This is a genomic window from Pseudoalteromonas sp. BZB3 (assembly GCF_040104455.1).
Taxonomy (GTDB): domain Bacteria; phylum Pseudomonadota; class Gammaproteobacteria; order Enterobacterales; family Alteromonadaceae; genus Pseudoalteromonas.
In genome coordinates, this window is sequence record NZ_JBECOS010000011.1 from 193,955 (window position 1) to 210,432 (window position 16,478).

Sequence of the window (16,478 nt, forward strand, 5' to 3'; positions counted from 1 at the left end):
AACAAGTAAAGCCCGTCTTGTGAAAAGATGGGCTTGTACCTATTATCTTTACTGACGAACACACAATCTTGATTATACTCAAAATGTAGACGGCACCATTTGTCTTGTTTCTTCCATAGCAACATGAAGCTAAAAGAACTTAATTGAATTTTGTATAAAATTTCATATTTGGTGCACATCATTTTCTTAATTGACTATTTTTACTCTGAAATGTTTTAAGGAGTGAAAATATTCTGAAAGTGAACTTGTTTGTATAGTTGCCGTTTCAAACCAGCTTACTTTGATTCATAAACTTTTAAATAGTTAGGATCAATTATGTGGCGTTACAGTTTTTATTTTTGTTTTTACTTATTTATTGGGTGTAACTTTTCAGCTGTTTCATCTGAACAACCTCTTTTGAAGATCTCGGAAGCGTATAATAATCAAAAAACACAAGAAGCATTTAAACTTGCTGAAATGTATTTTGATGACTTAGCTGGTACTGCTGAGTTTGATGCCTTGTACGGTCAAATTTGTCTTAAGCTAAATAAAATAGATGAGGCAGTCTTTGCCTTCGAAAGAGCCATATCTGAGAATCCCAATGACTATATATCTTTTTACTTATTAGCTTTAAGTTATGCCAAACAAAATAACCTCAATCAATCAGAGCAAACACTTAATACCCTACTTCTACTTCCGATACCGAATGATCTAAGAATAAATATTCAAGAGAATTTACAATTTGTAAAAACGAAAAGAGAGAATTTAGATTCAAATACTATACAACGACTTTCGCTTAACTTTGGGCATGATTCAAATGTAAATAGTGGTTCATTGGACGATAGAGTAGTAGTTTCTGGTGTAGAAATTTTATTAGATGAAGCAAGTCAAAAATCTGCAGACAGATTTGCTCGATTTGACTACCAGTTTAATGGTAAGTGGCAAAGTACCCAGTATGAGGCTTGGCGACTAAATTTAAATCTTTCTCAACTAATACATAACAATCTCACTCAGTTTAATAGAAACCAAGGAAATATTGGGTTTGGATATGAGTATGCTAATTCATCATCACGTTTAAACCTTAAAGGAGTTGCATCTGTTATGTCACTAGATGAGGCGACTTATCAACAACAAGTTGGTGTGTTAACCAGTATACAATATCAGCTTTTGAAAAACTGGGTGCTGGAGTTAAATGCTAAAGCATCATCAGTAAATAATGTTCAAAATGAAGACCTTGACAGTGATATCTTCGAATTAGATTTAGGCTTCTTATACTTCCAAAATAGATTTTTAGCAAAAATCGCTTTTTTAAATGGTAAGCAAAATGCAGATTTACAGTCTGCGAGGCATTATGGCCGTGATTACAAAGCAGCGTCTTTTTACTTGTCTTATAACATATCTACTCTTCATGCATTTGTAATCAGTAGTCAATACAAAACAGTCGAGCATCATGACATTCATCCTTTTTTTATGGTCTTGCGAGAAGAAAATATACGCAATGCTGCTTTCGAATGGCGTTACAGTTTATCGAAACAGTGGTACTTGCATACACGCTTCAGTCATTACAATAAGTCGAGCAATTTAGCTATTTATGAATTTGATAGGAATGAATTGTACTTAGGAGCTAGTTATGAATTCTAAACAACAAAAACTTATTTTTATTTATGCGATTACTTTAATGTTTCTCGTCAAAAATGCAGATGCACAACAACAAGCAGGAAAAACTTTGCTGGCTAAAGGGACTGTTGAGGCTATTTCTTTACAAACATCTGAGGTAAGAAGTTTAAAAAGAAGAACACCAATCTACAAGGTTGATAGAGTTTCTACTTATCAACACAGTAAAGCTCAATTGAAGATGATTGATGGGGCTTTATTGGCACTCAAAGAAAATACAGCGTTAAACATAGAAGAGTATTTATTAAGTGAAAATGATGAGCAAAGTTCGATCGTTATTGAATTAGTATCCGGAGGATTGAGAACTATTACAGGAAAAATAAAAGGAAACTCAGATAACTATAAGTTAAAAACACCTGTAGGGAGTATTGGTATCAGGGGCACTCATTACGAAGTAGAAATAGTTAAAGGCGATCTATTTCTGGCTGTTTGGGACGGTTCAATTGAAATATCAAGTGATATTCTCACAGAACCCCTTGTTTTGGGTTCAGATGGTACACATGCATTCGCCAAAATCTCAAGTTTTGGTGAAGTAAAAGCCCTATTAAAACCACCAAAAGAGCTATCGTCATTATTTGGTAAATTACTTGACGATGAGCAATATTCTGAAGAGCAATTAACAGAAATAGTTACCTCGATTACATCAGAAAACCCGAATTTACTGGTTACAACACAAAATATCGTTGAATCATTGGACATCGAAGCTTTAAAAAATGCCATTGAAGATAGTAGTTTTTTAACTGAAGAAATCCTAGATACTTTTCAAACAGACGATATTGGAGCTTTGTTGGCTCAGCGCAGTGGTGTTATTGAATATTCGGATGTTGAAGAATTTTCAGTAATATCAAGTGTCGGTGAAGTAAGCGCCTTTTCGATGCGCATAGATGTTGATTTTGACAACGGTACTGTTCCTCTTGGAGCATTGTCATTCTTAGACAGTGAAGGCGAATGGTTTGCAACTTTTAATGGTTTAATCAACACGAGTGGTATGCAACTGGGTATTAATTACGCGAGTCATGGGCAAAACTTGGCTTATGGAGATATCAAGGCACAATTCAGTGACGAACTAAGTAAAATAAGAGGGAGTTTTACCTTATTTGAAATTGAGAATATAACCACCAATGCCGGTGGGTTATTCGTAATTAAAGAGAAGTAGGTTTAAGATGAATAAAATAACTCACTTTTTTTGTATGTTATTTATAAATTTACTTTTCGGTTGTGGAAATGAAAAGGCTTCAGAACAACCTGCTCCTAATTCAAGTAATTCTATTGTAGTTCAGACCATTTCATCCGGCGAACAGACACAACCTTTTGCTTATAAAAGAATAGTGAAAGGAAATCCCTTTAGAAAGTCACGGCTCGTGCCTGAAGATTTTATGAATTCTAAAGCAATAATTAATACTCCACAAAGTGGTATCACTATAAGAGGAAATATCACTGTTGCAGCTGATCGAATTGAAGATGAAGAAGGGATCAAAAGAATTTGGTTGGGTTTTGCACAAAGTGATAAAGCATTTATTGTATGCAGCGAAAATTGTACTTCGCCTTACCAACTTTTTGAAACTGGCATTAATCCATATAATTTTAATCAATCACCAGGTTCAATACAGCTACAAATTTGGGTTGAAGATTCACAAGAGAACGTATCTTTAGCACAAATCCAACAGTTCAACTGGTTACCGCAAAAAATTATAATGCGTGAAAGTATAAGGGAGGGTGAGTCAGTTACATTAAATTGGTTAGAATCATCGAGTTTCCTTAGATACAACGTTTACTTAGCTGAGTCCCCCTTAGATGTACTGACTAATTTCACATTATCTGAAACAAATCAGCGCGCGATTTCCATTACCAACAACTCTCATGTCTTTGAAAAACTCTCAACTAAAAAAAACTATTATGCACGAGTGACAGGTATTGATGGTAGTGGTGAAAGCGCCTTCAGTGAGAGCTTATTGATCCCAGCAAAAGAAGTTATTTTTCCAGTGGCTGTAAATGATGAATTTGAAATTGAACAGTTTGAGTCTTTAAGTGGTAACTTACTGGTAAACGATAAAGATAATGGCTTAGCCCCAATTGTACTAGAGCTTGAGCCTTTAGTTGCTCCTGAACATGGTGAATTGACCTTATTTAAAAATGGCGATTTTATCTATTTGCCTAAAAATAACTTTTCTGGCATGGATAGTTTTAAATATAGGGTTATAAACCCACAAGGTCTAACATCAGAAGCCATAGTAACGATATCAATAAAGCAAATAAACAACGCTCCTGTTGCATTGTTCAATGAGTTTCTTGTTTCAGCAAATAGTGAATTTCGCGACAATACAAGCGTACTTATTCTCAATGATATTGACTTTGATGGTGATCAATTATCTATCAATACTTTACCAGTTAGAAATGTTGAACATGGCACTCTAACTTTAGAGAGTTCAGGGTCATTTAGCTACACACCCGATCAAGGGTTCGTTGGTGAAGATTCTTTTGTATATAAACTTCAAGATGGTCAAGGTGGGGAAGACACTGCTGAGGTAAAGCTGACTGTTCTGGAAGATGTAAATACGCCCGCCCACGTGAGTGTTAATGATGATTACTTGTTAAATGAAGACGAGGTACTGGTTGTTGACGCGCCTGGTATATTAAAAAATGATCGCGTTGAAAGCTCTGAATCGTATGACATAACAATATATCAAACTACTATGAACGGAATTTTAGAGTTATCAGCTTCCGGTTCATTTAGGTATTTTCCTGATGAGAATTTTTATGGTTCTGATTATTTTATATATAATGTTGAGAGTTCTGAAGGATTAAAAACATCTGCATTCGTATTACTTAACATCACTGCTGTCAACGACGCTCCAATTACACAAGATGATAATGTTTCAACCAGTGAAAATCAGTCTATCTTTATAGGGGTTTTAGAAAACGACTATGACGTAGACAGTGAAATAGACAGATCAAGCTTGCAAGTTATAAAGAATACGTTGCATGGCGATTTGCAATTGAACTTAGACACAGGCACGATTGAATATACAAGTGCCACAGATTTCAGAGGTCAAGACAGTTTTAGTTACATTGTTTCTGATACAGAAGGGTTAGAGTCAAATCCATCGTCAGTTTACATTGAAGTAACTGGTCCAAACAAACCACCCATAGCAATGAACGACATTGCAGAGACTCAACAAGACACTTCTATAGAAATTAGTATTTTAGGTAATGATACTGATGTTGATGGCACTATCGATTTGAATACCGTCAAGCTTGTGTCTGTGCCACAAAATGGAGGTGCTGTTTTCTCCATTGAATCGAGTAAAATCTTTTATACACCTAATGCGGGCTTTTATGGCACAGATTTTTTAACTTACAGTTTTAAAGATAATGAAGGCGCTTCTTCAAATACAGCTACAGTAGAAATTAAAGTAATAAGAGTTAACACTGCACCTGTAGCCACCGACGATAACTTTGATGTTGATGAGGGGACATCACGTGAGTTAAATATACTGCAAAATGATTCAGATACAGATGGCGCTATCAATAGTTCAACACTAGAAATAATAAACCCAGCACAATCTGGGGATGTTGAAATTTTATCTAATGGTAATGTTTTATACACAAATACTGACAGAAGCACTCCATTAGACAGTTTTAAATATCGTTTTAAAGATAATGAAGACGCTTTTTCTAATAGTGCTACAGTGAGGATAAACATTGTCAAATTAGACACTTCTCCAATTACACAGAGTGATAATATTGAAACATTCAAAAATCAACCGACAAGCTTCAATATCTTAAATAACGACGATTTCAAAGGTATAGCCATCTCAGAATCACCTTTAGTCATTGAAACTCAGCCAAGTCATGGTGAGGTTTCAATTGTGAATCAAACTGGCGAAATAAGCTACACACCTAATTTCAACTTCGTCGGCAACGATTCACTGACATACAAGGCAATAAATAGTAAAGGTGAAAGCTCGCTACCAACATCTGTTTCTATTTTGGTTAAGGATAAAAACTACACCCCAACAATTGAACCTGTAGAAGCCAATATCACAACTGAATTTAATAATGGAGATATTATTGCAACGATTGTGGCATCTGATCCCGACGATGATGACATTACTTATGAGCTTTCAGGAGGTTTCGCATCGCTTTTTACTGTAAATAATATGGGGCAGGTTGTTATTAGTGATATTCAGACAATTATTGCCAATGGAGATGCACAATATGTTGTAGTGTCTAAGGTTTGTGATGTGATAAATCCTCCCCTGTGTGCTGAATCAACATTAACGGTTAATGTTGATGAAATTAAACCCATTGAAATAGCTGCTCTGAATAGCGAATTTGCAGATTCAGGAATTGCTTCAATTAATTTACGTGCATCACTTGAGCACCATGAAGTGGGAAAAGCCATTACAATTTCTGACGGTAGTATATTTATAGCTTCAGGCATTGGCCACTACGACGAGTCTCAAGGTCGTCATATTCACAGAGCCGTTGTTACAAAAGTGACTCCATTGGGTGGCATTGATAATACCTTTGCTCATGAAGGGGTATTTGAAACTGATTTAGGCATTCAAGTTGGAGGCTTACCTCAAAATGTTGTTGCACAAAATTTAGTGTTTGATGATGCAAATAAGCTTTTGTATGTTTCTGGTTACATTGACCAAGTTAGTACTCAAGATTTTTTCATAATGAGATTGACTGAACAAGGGGAACTCGACACAAGTTTTGCGAACACTGGCTATTTTGTTATACCCTCTGATACGGGGAAAAAAGCTTCTTCAGTAAGCTTGAAGCTTGATTCGAATGTACTCATAGCTTTAATTAATGACACCATGACCAATAATGTAGAGCTTATTGAAGCGAGGCTCATTCGCTTTGATTTAGTTAGCTTTTCAGTATCTCATAGTGAAGTACTCGTTGCGGATTTAGGCAGTGAAGCGAGCGGAATGGCCCTGTTATCTGAAAATAAATTAATGGTCTTTGGCAATACTAAAAATTCGAGTAACAGTTCAGATATTTATTTAGCAAAATATAATATAACAGACCTTACATTAGACAGCAGTTTTAAAAACACAGGTTATCTTCAGTTAGACATAGGCAGCCAAAATGTTGATAACCGTGTCAAAGCCCTTATAGTTTTACCTGATGATCAACTGATTTTGACTGGTGACCATTTAACCGTTGCTGGTAACTACCCAACACCCAATAAATATAGCCTCTTTTTGTTAAAAATGGATCAAAATGGCAATCTTGATACAACCTTTAATGACGTTGGTTATCGCATTTATATTGAAGAAGAATTACCAACTCATGCTGGGGGAGAAGACTTATTGAATTTAAGTGCCCAAGGAATTGACTTACAAGTTGTATCTAACTCTCTATATGTCACCATTAATCGAGAGATTTATAGTAACAATAAAGCAGTACAGTTAATGAAGATTGGCTTTGATGGCGTAATTGATTCAGGGTGGTCTTCTCCTAATAAAGGTGTTACAACTTATGACATAGATGGTGTTCGCAGTCATGGAACATTATTGACCAATTCATCGCTTGTTTTATATGGCTATAAGTTGAGGTACGCTGGGTATGATTACTACGCTAGTCAATGGCTTGCAAAAGTGAACTTAAATGGCGAGTTAAGCGATGAGTTCGGCTTTCAGGGTCAAACAACGTTAAGCTCTTCATCTTCTGATGAAGTCGTCATTGTAAGTGCAAAACAAAGCAACGGGGACTTACTTCTTGCCGCATATGCACTTAATTGGCGAAATGAACGAGTACCTTATATTTACAGTTTAGACTTTTCCGGAAACGTCAATCAATCATTTGGCGAACAAGGTTTAAGTCGACTTAATTTCTACTCAGATGCCAATCCGACGTCTTTATCTGTTAACGATGATGATTCACTGTTTCTAGTCGGTAATGAAGGTGATAGTTTGGCATTCATTTCGAAATTAACTTCATCTGGAATACCTGACGGTTTTTATGCCCACGGTTATGATGTTAGTTACTTATCGGCTTATGACTTTGCAGCTGATTCAATTAAACCTTTTTACATACACACACTTCCAAGCCAAGAGCAATTTGTATTGAATGATATATACGATGGGTGCATTACTAAGTCAATAGGGGTTTATTTATCACCTATTGGAGATAAATTATCTGACTTTACGTTTGAGCCACCATCAGGGTATGAATGTGAGAATACAGCTTTTAAATTAGAACAAATAAAAGTCACTGACACAGAAATATTTGGTATGGGCATAGATAGTCAATCTTATCCTACGCCACGTGTTGTAATAGTTAAGGTAGATAGTGGGGGTAATTTAGTTTCTGAATTTGGAGAAGCGGGTATTGCTGTTATTGATGTAGGTGCATCACTTAATCAAAGCTTATCATTAAATGGATATTTACTAGATCCGTTGGGCAGCTTTTATATATTCGGTGAAATAGCATCAAGTAACTTTATTGTTAAGGTAAATAGTTTAGGAGAGCTCGAAACAGCTTATGCTACAAGTGGCATCTTTAATCTCAGCAATTATAAAGGCGATCCGGTTACAATTAAAAATATTGCTTTTGACTCGCAAAATAGGATGGTGCTTTTCTCCCAGTCTCAAATAAGCCAGGCAATTTATATATCAAGATTATTGCTAGATGATCCGGAAGATCTAATAGACCAGCAGTTAAATGAATCAGGTTTCCAACTATTAGATATTGGTATTGCATACGAACTTATTGATGTTCAACACCACAATAATAACGACAGCTTCTTACTTATATTACAAGATACTCTTAGAAAAAGAATAAGTGTGGCTGCTATTGAGATAACAGAACAGTAACTGGAGTTTTTGATGAAATTAACCTTTTATGGTGTAAGGGGCTCTGTGCCGACTCCTGGACAAGACACAGTTAGGTATGGTGGTAATACAACAAGCATACTACTTGAGAATAAAGCATCTGAATTTTTGATTTTAGATGCGGGAACTGGCATCAGAAATTTAGGTAAGGACATTCAAAAGTATGCAAATGATATCTATATTCTGTTAAGTCATAATCATTGGGATCATATTCAAGGCTTTCCATACTTTATACCTGCTTACATACCAGAAAAAAAAATAAACATAATACCGGGCTTAACGGAAGAATATGAGCCAAAAGCAATTCTTAAGCAAATGAAAGGCAGTTTTTTTCCAATAAACTCAAAAGATCTTTCAGCGAAAATTTTAATCACTCCCATAAAAAGCCATTCTTGGAAATATAAAACGTTTCAAATATCTCGTACTAGAATGAATCACCCAGGTGGGGGAAGTGCGTATAAAATTATCACAGATGAAAGAACGATAGTTTATGCAACCGACAATGAGTTGTTTCCTCCTTACCCGGTTGCTACCACTTTTGAACAATGGGTTCAGTTTTGCATCAAAGCAGACTATCTAATTCATGATGGTCAATATCTACCTGAAGACTATCCATTTAAAAGAGGGTGGGGGCATAGCCAAATTCAGCATGCTTTAGATCTTGCTCTGCAAGCTCATGTGAAAAATTTAGTCCTTGTAAGTCATGATCCAGATAGAACGGATGAGCAAATTGACAAGTTACAATCTGACTTAAACAAAGGTGAATTCCCGTTTAATATTATTTTTGCCTATGAAGGTTTAACGCTCATATGAGTGTGAGAGCAAATTGGTCACATTTTAAGTATCAATGGCTAAGCGGCTTTCTCATAATCATACTTTGCATCTTTATACATCTTTCTTTTTTAGTACCTGGCAGTAAACAGGGCGATTTCTTTAAGCGCTTGGAGGGCTTAGCTTATGACTTAAGACTTCAGGCAACTTTAACAATGCACCCCAAACGTGCGTTCTTACCGATCATTATTGTTGATATCGATGAAGAGAGTATTAAAAACCTTGGTAGATTCCCATGGAGTCGCTCTGTCGTTGCGCAGTTACATAAAAAACTGGTAGATGCCGGTGTATCCGTCATTGCTTATGATGTTTTGTTTTCTGAGCCTGAAATAAACCCGATTGATAGGGTAATCAATAAAAGTAAAAATGAGATACTTAATAACGCGCTTAGCGAGATTAGAGATAACTATGACGCAGATAAAACATTTTCTACTGCTTTAACAGAAAGTGACTCTGTAATAGGTTTATTGCTAGAGCACAATCAAACTTTGCAAGTTGGCACGCTGCCAGAATCTGTTTTTCAAAGCGATGTTTCAATTGAAGCATTACCAGCCCCTGAATTCTCTGGTTACGTAGCCGGTCTTGAACTTTTACAACAAAGTGTACTTGGAAATGGTTTTATAAATAGTGCGCCTGATGAAGATGGATTCGTAAGATACGCTATGTTGTTGGCAAAGCACAATGGGAAGCTTTACCCTTCTTTATCACTCGAAGTCGCAAGACTTTATACCTTATCGGATAATATAAAAGTTGAGTCGACAGAGTTTGGTGATGACTATACGATAACTGGGCTAAAACTTGGTATGGAAACAATTCCAACCGATGACTATGGTAGAGTGGCGATTCCCTATAGAGGTCCTGCATTTAGTTTTCCATATGTTTCTGCAAGTGATGTATTAGATAGTAAATTTGATGCAACTTTATTTGATCAATCTATTGTGTTTATTGGTACATCCGCAGTCGGTCATGCTGATTTAAGAACAACCCCTGTCGGAGTTCAATATCCAGGTGTTGAGATTCATGCAAATCTATTAGAAGGATTAATCTTTCCAGAGTTATTACCTAGTAGACCTGATTGGATAGACGGCGCAGTAGTTTTAGTACTTCTCGTTGTTGGGCTAGTCGGTGTTTTTGTTTTACCCACACTCGAACTGACAGGCATTGTTGTATATTCGTTTGTTTCTATCAGTTCGTTTTTATCATTAAATATTTATGGTTGGAGTCAGCATTATTTAGATTTCCCTCAAGTCTCAATTTTAGCAATGTTGACCCTTCAAGTAGTCGTACTAGGTAGTTTGAGCTTTCTAAACGAACATAATCAAAAGGTCCAAATCAAGAGTATTTTTGATCAATATGTTCCACCTGCCCATATTCAATCGATGTTAGATAACCCCAAATCGCTGTCTATGTCTGGAGAAAAAAGATATATGACGGTTTTATTTGCAGATATTCGCAACTTTACAGCTATATCGGAACAGTTAAATGCATCAGAACTGAAAGCGTTACTTAATCTTTATTTTACTCCTATAACGCAAATCATATTTAAGCATGAGGGCACGATTGATAAATATGTTGGTGATATGGTTATGGCTTTTTGGAATGCACCTCTAAAAGTGAATAAGCATGAACAACACGCAGTGTTATGTGCACTTAAAATGCAGCGTCAAGTTCAAGAATTAGAAAGCGAACTTGCAAAACAGAATATGCCAAAACTAGAAATTGGCATTGGCATTAATTCTGGGGATATGAATGTCGGGGATATGGGTTCAGTTTATCGTAGATCATACACAGTAATAGGCGATGCAGTGAATTTAGGATCAAGATTAGAGGGTATAACTAAATATTATGGCGCAAAAATACTCGTTAGCGAATTAACCTACTCAAGCTGTAAGGACATCACATTTAGACCTATAGACAGAGTTAAAGTTAAAGGAAAAGAAACGGCGGTTTCTATCTATGAGCCTGTGGGATTAACAGCGGAATTAGATTCTGAAAGAATTAAAAAAGTTAATTTACATAAAAAAGCATGGTCTTCATATTTAAAACAAAATTGGGATGAATCATTACAAGGATTTACTACACTTATGAATAATCATCCAGAAGAAAAACTTTATGAGATTTTTTGTGAACGAATCAAAAATCTTAGAGTGACGGATCTGGATGAGGATTGGGATGGTAGCTATAAACATGTTACTAAATAAGGTTTAAAAATGATCCAAGCGATTTCTGAAAGTCCAAATACGATTGATACAAATGACAGTCAACTTGCATTAGAGCACTTGTTAAAATTAGCAACAGATCTCGCTTCTGAGCGTTGTACTGAACGTTTACTAGAAAATATATTATTAAGTGCCATGGCCCTTACAGGGTGTGATGGAGGGACCATATATTCAGTAATAGAGCATGAGTACTTGGGATTTGCGACATTGATTAACAAGCCGCTAGAGCTTCATTTAGGTGGTACTTCAGGCAAAGACATTCTGTATTCTCCCATTCCTATATTTATTAATAATAAAACGAATGAAAAAGCTATCGTGGCAATATCGGCAGCGACAAGAAAGCCCATTTGTATTGAAGATGTGTATGCTTGTGTTGAATATGATTTAACCGCGGCTAGACAAATGGATGAAAAAACGGGTTATCACACGCAATCCGTTTTAACTATCCCACTTGAAAACCACGAAGATGAACTTAACGGGGTTTTGCAGCTTATTAATCCTAGAGTAAATGGACAAGTTGTGCCTTTTACAAAAACGCAAGTAAATTTAATATGTTCAATTGGAGCTTTGGCTGCTGTGGCGCTAACCAACAGACAGCTCATTGATAATATGGAAGAGCTGTTTCAGTCTTTTACACGCTTAATTGCAAAAGCCATTGATGAAAAGTCTCCATACACTGGAGGTCACTGTAGAAGGGTACCTGTATTGACCATGATGATTGCTGAAGCTGTTCATCAATATCCCACTGGCCCTCTTAAAGATTTTAAAATGACAGACGCAGATAAACATGAATTATCTGTTGCAGGCTGGTTACATGATTGCGGAAAAATTGCTATTCCTGACTCTGTAATGGACAAATCAACAAAGCTTGAATGCATTTTCGATAGAATTGAGTTGATCAAATGTAAAATTGAGATAGCTAAAAGAGATTTAGAGATTACTTATTTAAAAAATAAAATTAGTTCAGAAGACGGTTGTATAGAAGCATTTGAACAGTCGGAAAATGCTTATAAGAAAGAAGTTGACTATCTAGAATCTGAATTGTCATTTTTAAAGCAAATAAATTTAGGTGGCGAGTTTATGTCTGATTCATTCAAACAACGTGTAATAGACCTTGCTGATAAATATAAAATAAAAATTGATGGCGAAGTTCAGACAATTTTGTCAGACAATGAAGTCCAAAATTTAAATATCACTAAAGGTACGTTAACAAACGAAGAAAGAGAAATCATCAATAAGCATATGGATATTACGATATCTATGCTTGAAGCTATGCCATTTCCAAAACACCTAAAACGAGTCCCAGAATTTGCTGGTGGGCATCATGAAAAAATGGATGGTACAGGTTATCCAAAGGGTTTAACGAGAGAGCAAATGTCGGTACCCGCAAGAATGATGGCGATTGCAGATATTTTTGAAGCGCTAACTGCTGCTGACAGGCCTTATAAAGATGCAAAACCTTTAAGTGAGTGTTTAATGATTATGTCTCAAATGACGAAGCATCATCACTTAGATCCAGATTTGTTCGAGATATTTTTAAAGTCTGGTGTCTACCTTAATTATGCAAAGCAGTATTTAAAACCAGAGCAAATCGACCATGTTGATTTAAGTCTATTCACAACAAACTAGTTCACTTAAGACAAAAAGAGGAGGGGGGATGCTCAGATTAGGGTTTATTCCATTTTCCTATTATGTCATTGCTGATTGCTTTGATTTTCACAGTCATAAATCAATCAGCGCAGAAGTGTTATTTAAACAGATCAGATTTACAGGCCTTGAAGCCTTGTCTCTCATTTTTACGATCTCTTTTGTATTGAGCGTTTTAATCATAGCGCAAGGGTACCCAATCCTCACCTCTATAGGCCAACAAGCATTGATATACGACATACTGATAGTCAGTATTGTCCGTGATGGCGGCCCATTTATTGTTTGCTTTATTGTTTTGGCACGCTCAGGCACCGCAATCACTACGGAGCTTGGCAATATGGTTGTGGCAAAAGAAATGGATGCACTCAATGCAATGGGGATTTCACTCATTTCATATCTTGTTGTACCCAGAGTCTTGGGTATGTTTTTTTCAGTTATTTTATTGATGAGCTATTTTGTGTTAGCTGGCACCTTGAGTAGTTTTCTTACTGTGTCACTGTTTAATCATATGCCTTTGGTACGTTTTATAAGTGAACTTTTAAATCAACTAACGCTTGTAGATTTGATCATAATGATTGCTAAGGTTGTTTTATGTGGGTTGTTAGTTGCACTCATTTCATGTTTTCACGGTTTAAAAGTCAATAAGGCAATAACAGAAGTGCCGCAAAGGAATATAAAAGCAGTTGGTCAAAGTTTAACTATAATTTGTATAGTCCATTTAGTTTTGAGTTCGACCCTATTAATTGACTTAGGTGTGTCATGAACCTTTCATTACGAAAAATACATCATAAACTGCAAGGACGAGATATTTTTAATGACTTGAATTTAGAAGTTCAATCTGGAGGATGTTGTGTAATCAAAGGTGTATCGGGCTCTGGTAAGTCGCTACTATTTAGTATGATATGTGACATTGTTAGACCCCAGAATGGCTGTGTTGTATATAACAATGTGTGTTTACCAGATATGGATAAATCGCAGTATTACAGCTATAAAAAAGAAACCGGTGCTATTTTTCAACTGCCAGCACTAATCTCAAACCTGACTTTAAAAGAGAATTTACTTTTACCACTTAATCAATTTTGTAACGATTTAAGCTACCAAGATAAACTTAAAATCATTGAATCTAAATGTGAAGAAATAGGGCTACAAAATCAATTAGAGCTGAGAACCGATCATTTATCGATTGGAATGGCATCACTGGTAGGTGTAATTAGGGCAACCATACTTCAACCTAAAGTTATTGTATGGGATTCACCAATCTGTGAAGTCGACAGTCATTGGGCGGACTATGAAATAAATCTGATAAAAAACTTAAATAGTTCAGGAGTAACTCAGATCCTATTTTCTAATAGACGGGTTATTTCAACTCTTGCTGACTCAGTTTATCAGCTTAAATCGGGTTCTTGTTATGCAGCATAACTTAGCGAAAGAGCATAAATCAGTGTTTGTGTTTGTATCAATAGGTGTTTTGTTTCTAGCTATTACGATTATTTCTGTATTGAGTTCAAATTATACTTTTGCAGATAAAAAACAATTTTATACTGAGCTTGATGATGCGCTCGGTTTAAAGTCTATGCCTCTAATTTATTTTAAGGGTATAGAAATAGGCCGGGTTGAATCATACGACTTTAATTTCGAAACAAAAAAGATCAGAGCTGAGTTTTGGATCTTATCAAAATACTTTCCACTATTAACAAAGCATTCTATTTTAAAAAGCGAGCAGCACCCGATATTTGACGAGGTTTACTCGTTCACACTTTACACGCCTGAGTTCTCTTACAATAAGGAAGATGTGCAAGAAATAAAAGAAGGGTCGCTAATACTTCATGCAAGCAGTGATGCCGCAAAAGCCCTTGAAGCTTCACATGGGGCGATATTACCCAAAGACGACCTTGATTCTATTCTTGAAAATATAAATTCGCTGCTTACCAATCTTCAAAAAGAAGATAACCCAAACGCAGGGTCTTTATTTAGAGCACTTGACCGAGTAGCAAAAATAAGTGAGCAGTTATTACGGATAACAGACTCGATTGAAAAAAGCGGCATCGTAACTAATGCAGATCAAACCATTGAGCAAACAGAAACGTGGTTAAAAACACTCCCTATTATTGCTGAGAAATTAAATGAATCTCTAGTTAGAGTCGATAAATTATTGATCACTTCTGAGTCAGTTATTAGCAACTATAAATCGCCAGATGAACTGGTCAGGAGAGTAACAAATAATCAGTTGCCATTGGTTTTGGGTAACATTAATCAAAACTTAGACTTGGTCAAAGGTATGCTATCTGAGGTACATACAGAAAGAGCGCAATTGATGATGACAATTTATCAAAGCCAACAAGTGCTGTCTGAGCTTGAAAAAACATTACAAGCATTAAATAACAATCCAATTTTAAAAGGTGGGATTAAAGAGGTTGATAATGCGCTTACGGTAGAAGTGCAATGAGACATAAAATAGTAATTACTATATTACTAATTTCCCTAGCTGCATGTTCTCAAGTGACTAACGAAAAAAAAGTAAATAATGAAGTGAATAAACTAGCATTAACTTGGTATCAACTTGCAGAAAAAAACCGAGTTAATCATGAGTTATCAAAAGCATTAAAACACTATAAGTTGTCGTATGAATTTGCATTAAAAAGAAACAATTTAAAGTTGCAATTGTTTATTCTGACAAGGCAGGCGTTAGTATTCAGTCAACAAGGTAAGAAATCGCATTCTTTAGTAAAGTTAAGTTCAGCAAAAAAGCTTCTAGTACACGAAATTCCAGAGTTAACTGAAGAATTCAATATTTTGCAAATAACAGTACTAAAACACCTTGGACAATATGAACAAGCGCTAGAATTATTAAAATCAAATAAGGGATATTTTAAAACAGAAGAACAAAAGATATATGCAAATTGGTTGCAACAAGAACTTGAGCTAGATAATCAAACTTCAAATAGTGATTCACCAAACAATTTAGATAACGATTTCACTTTTCTTTACATGCAATACGAAGAGAATAAACTCGTAAATATAGAAATATTAACTTACGTAGGCTTACGATATCTGAAATTACTTTCTGATAATAAACACCCTAAACTACAAACAGTGTTAAGGGAAATGTTACGTTTCTTTTCTGAACAAGAAAATGGGGCTAAAACAGCGCAGTGTTATAAAATTGCAGCGAATTATTACGGCTCAGTTGGTGCAAGCGAGAAAGCCAATTACTTTTCAGAAAAAGCAAAGAAAATTGAAGCTTATCTACTAAACTAGGTTTTAAATCGAATAAGCA

10 protein-coding genes are annotated in these 16,478 nt (G+C 35.6%); all 10 read left to right on the plus strand.

The annotated features are described in order from the left end of the window. The first annotated feature begins 315 nt into the window (after positions 1 to 315). Genes ABMY35_RS13200 through ABMY35_RS13245 form a run of 10 tightly spaced genes read left to right on the plus strand, consistent with a single transcriptional unit; the run spans position 316 to position 16,459 of the window. Positions 316 to 1,620 carry a tetratricopeptide repeat protein gene (locus tag ABMY35_RS13200; protein WP_349286607.1) on the plus strand — a complete coding sequence of 435 codons (1,305 nt, stop codon included), beginning with the start codon at positions 316 to 318 and terminating at the stop codon, positions 1,618 to 1,620. Continuing rightward, positions 1,610 to 2,809, plus strand: a complete 1,200-nt coding sequence (locus ABMY35_RS13205; RefSeq protein ID WP_349286608.1) for a FecR family protein — start codon at positions 1,610 to 1,612, stop codon at positions 2,807 to 2,809. The genes ABMY35_RS13200 and ABMY35_RS13205 overlap by 11 nt, the downstream gene beginning before the upstream one ends. A gap of 7 nt (positions 2,810 to 2,816) precedes the next feature. Continuing rightward, entirely contained in the window at positions 2,817 to 8,486 is a 5,670-nt protein-coding gene (locus ABMY35_RS13210) for an Ig-like domain-containing protein (RefSeq protein WP_349286609.1), read from the plus strand. A 12-nt stretch (positions 8,487 to 8,498) separates the two neighbouring features. Continuing rightward, complete coding sequence (locus tag ABMY35_RS13215; protein ID WP_349286610.1) at positions 8,499 to 9,317, plus strand: MBL fold metallo-hydrolase; 819 nt, start codon at positions 8,499 to 8,501, stop codon at positions 9,315 to 9,317. Next, positions 9,314 to 11,536: an adenylate/guanylate cyclase domain-containing protein gene (locus tag ABMY35_RS13220; RefSeq protein ID WP_349286611.1), complete on the plus strand. Its 2,223-nt coding sequence runs from the start codon at positions 9,314 to 9,316 to the stop codon at positions 11,534 to 11,536. Before ABMY35_RS13215 ends, ABMY35_RS13220 begins: the two co-directional genes overlap by 4 nt. Before the next feature lie 9 nt (positions 11,537 to 11,545). Continuing rightward, positions 11,546 to 13,183 (plus strand): HD domain-containing phosphohydrolase, encoded by a 1,638-nt coding sequence (locus ABMY35_RS13225; protein WP_349286612.1) that lies wholly within the window; start codon positions 11,546 to 11,548, stop codon positions 13,181 to 13,183. A 28-nt stretch (positions 13,184 to 13,211) separates the two neighbouring features. Continuing rightward, positions 13,212 to 13,964, plus strand: coding sequence for an ABC transporter permease (locus ABMY35_RS13230; RefSeq protein ID WP_349286613.1), 753 nt, complete (start codon positions 13,212 to 13,214; stop codon positions 13,962 to 13,964). Beyond that, positions 13,961 to 14,620 carry an ATP-binding cassette domain-containing protein gene (locus ABMY35_RS13235; RefSeq protein WP_349286614.1) on the plus strand — a complete coding sequence of 220 codons (660 nt, stop codon included), beginning with the start codon at positions 13,961 to 13,963 and terminating at the stop codon, positions 14,618 to 14,620. The genes ABMY35_RS13230 and ABMY35_RS13235 overlap by 4 nt, the downstream gene beginning before the upstream one ends. Beyond that, positions 14,610 to 15,647 (plus strand): MlaD family protein, encoded by a 1,038-nt coding sequence (locus ABMY35_RS13240; RefSeq protein ID WP_349286615.1) that lies wholly within the window; start codon positions 14,610 to 14,612, stop codon positions 15,645 to 15,647. Before ABMY35_RS13235 ends, ABMY35_RS13240 begins: the two co-directional genes overlap by 11 nt. After that, positions 15,644 to 16,459, plus strand: a complete 816-nt coding sequence (locus ABMY35_RS13245; protein ID WP_349286616.1) for a hypothetical protein — start codon at positions 15,644 to 15,646, stop codon at positions 16,457 to 16,459. The genes ABMY35_RS13240 and ABMY35_RS13245 overlap by 4 nt, the downstream gene beginning before the upstream one ends. Positions 16,460 to 16,478 lie beyond the last annotated feature (19 nt).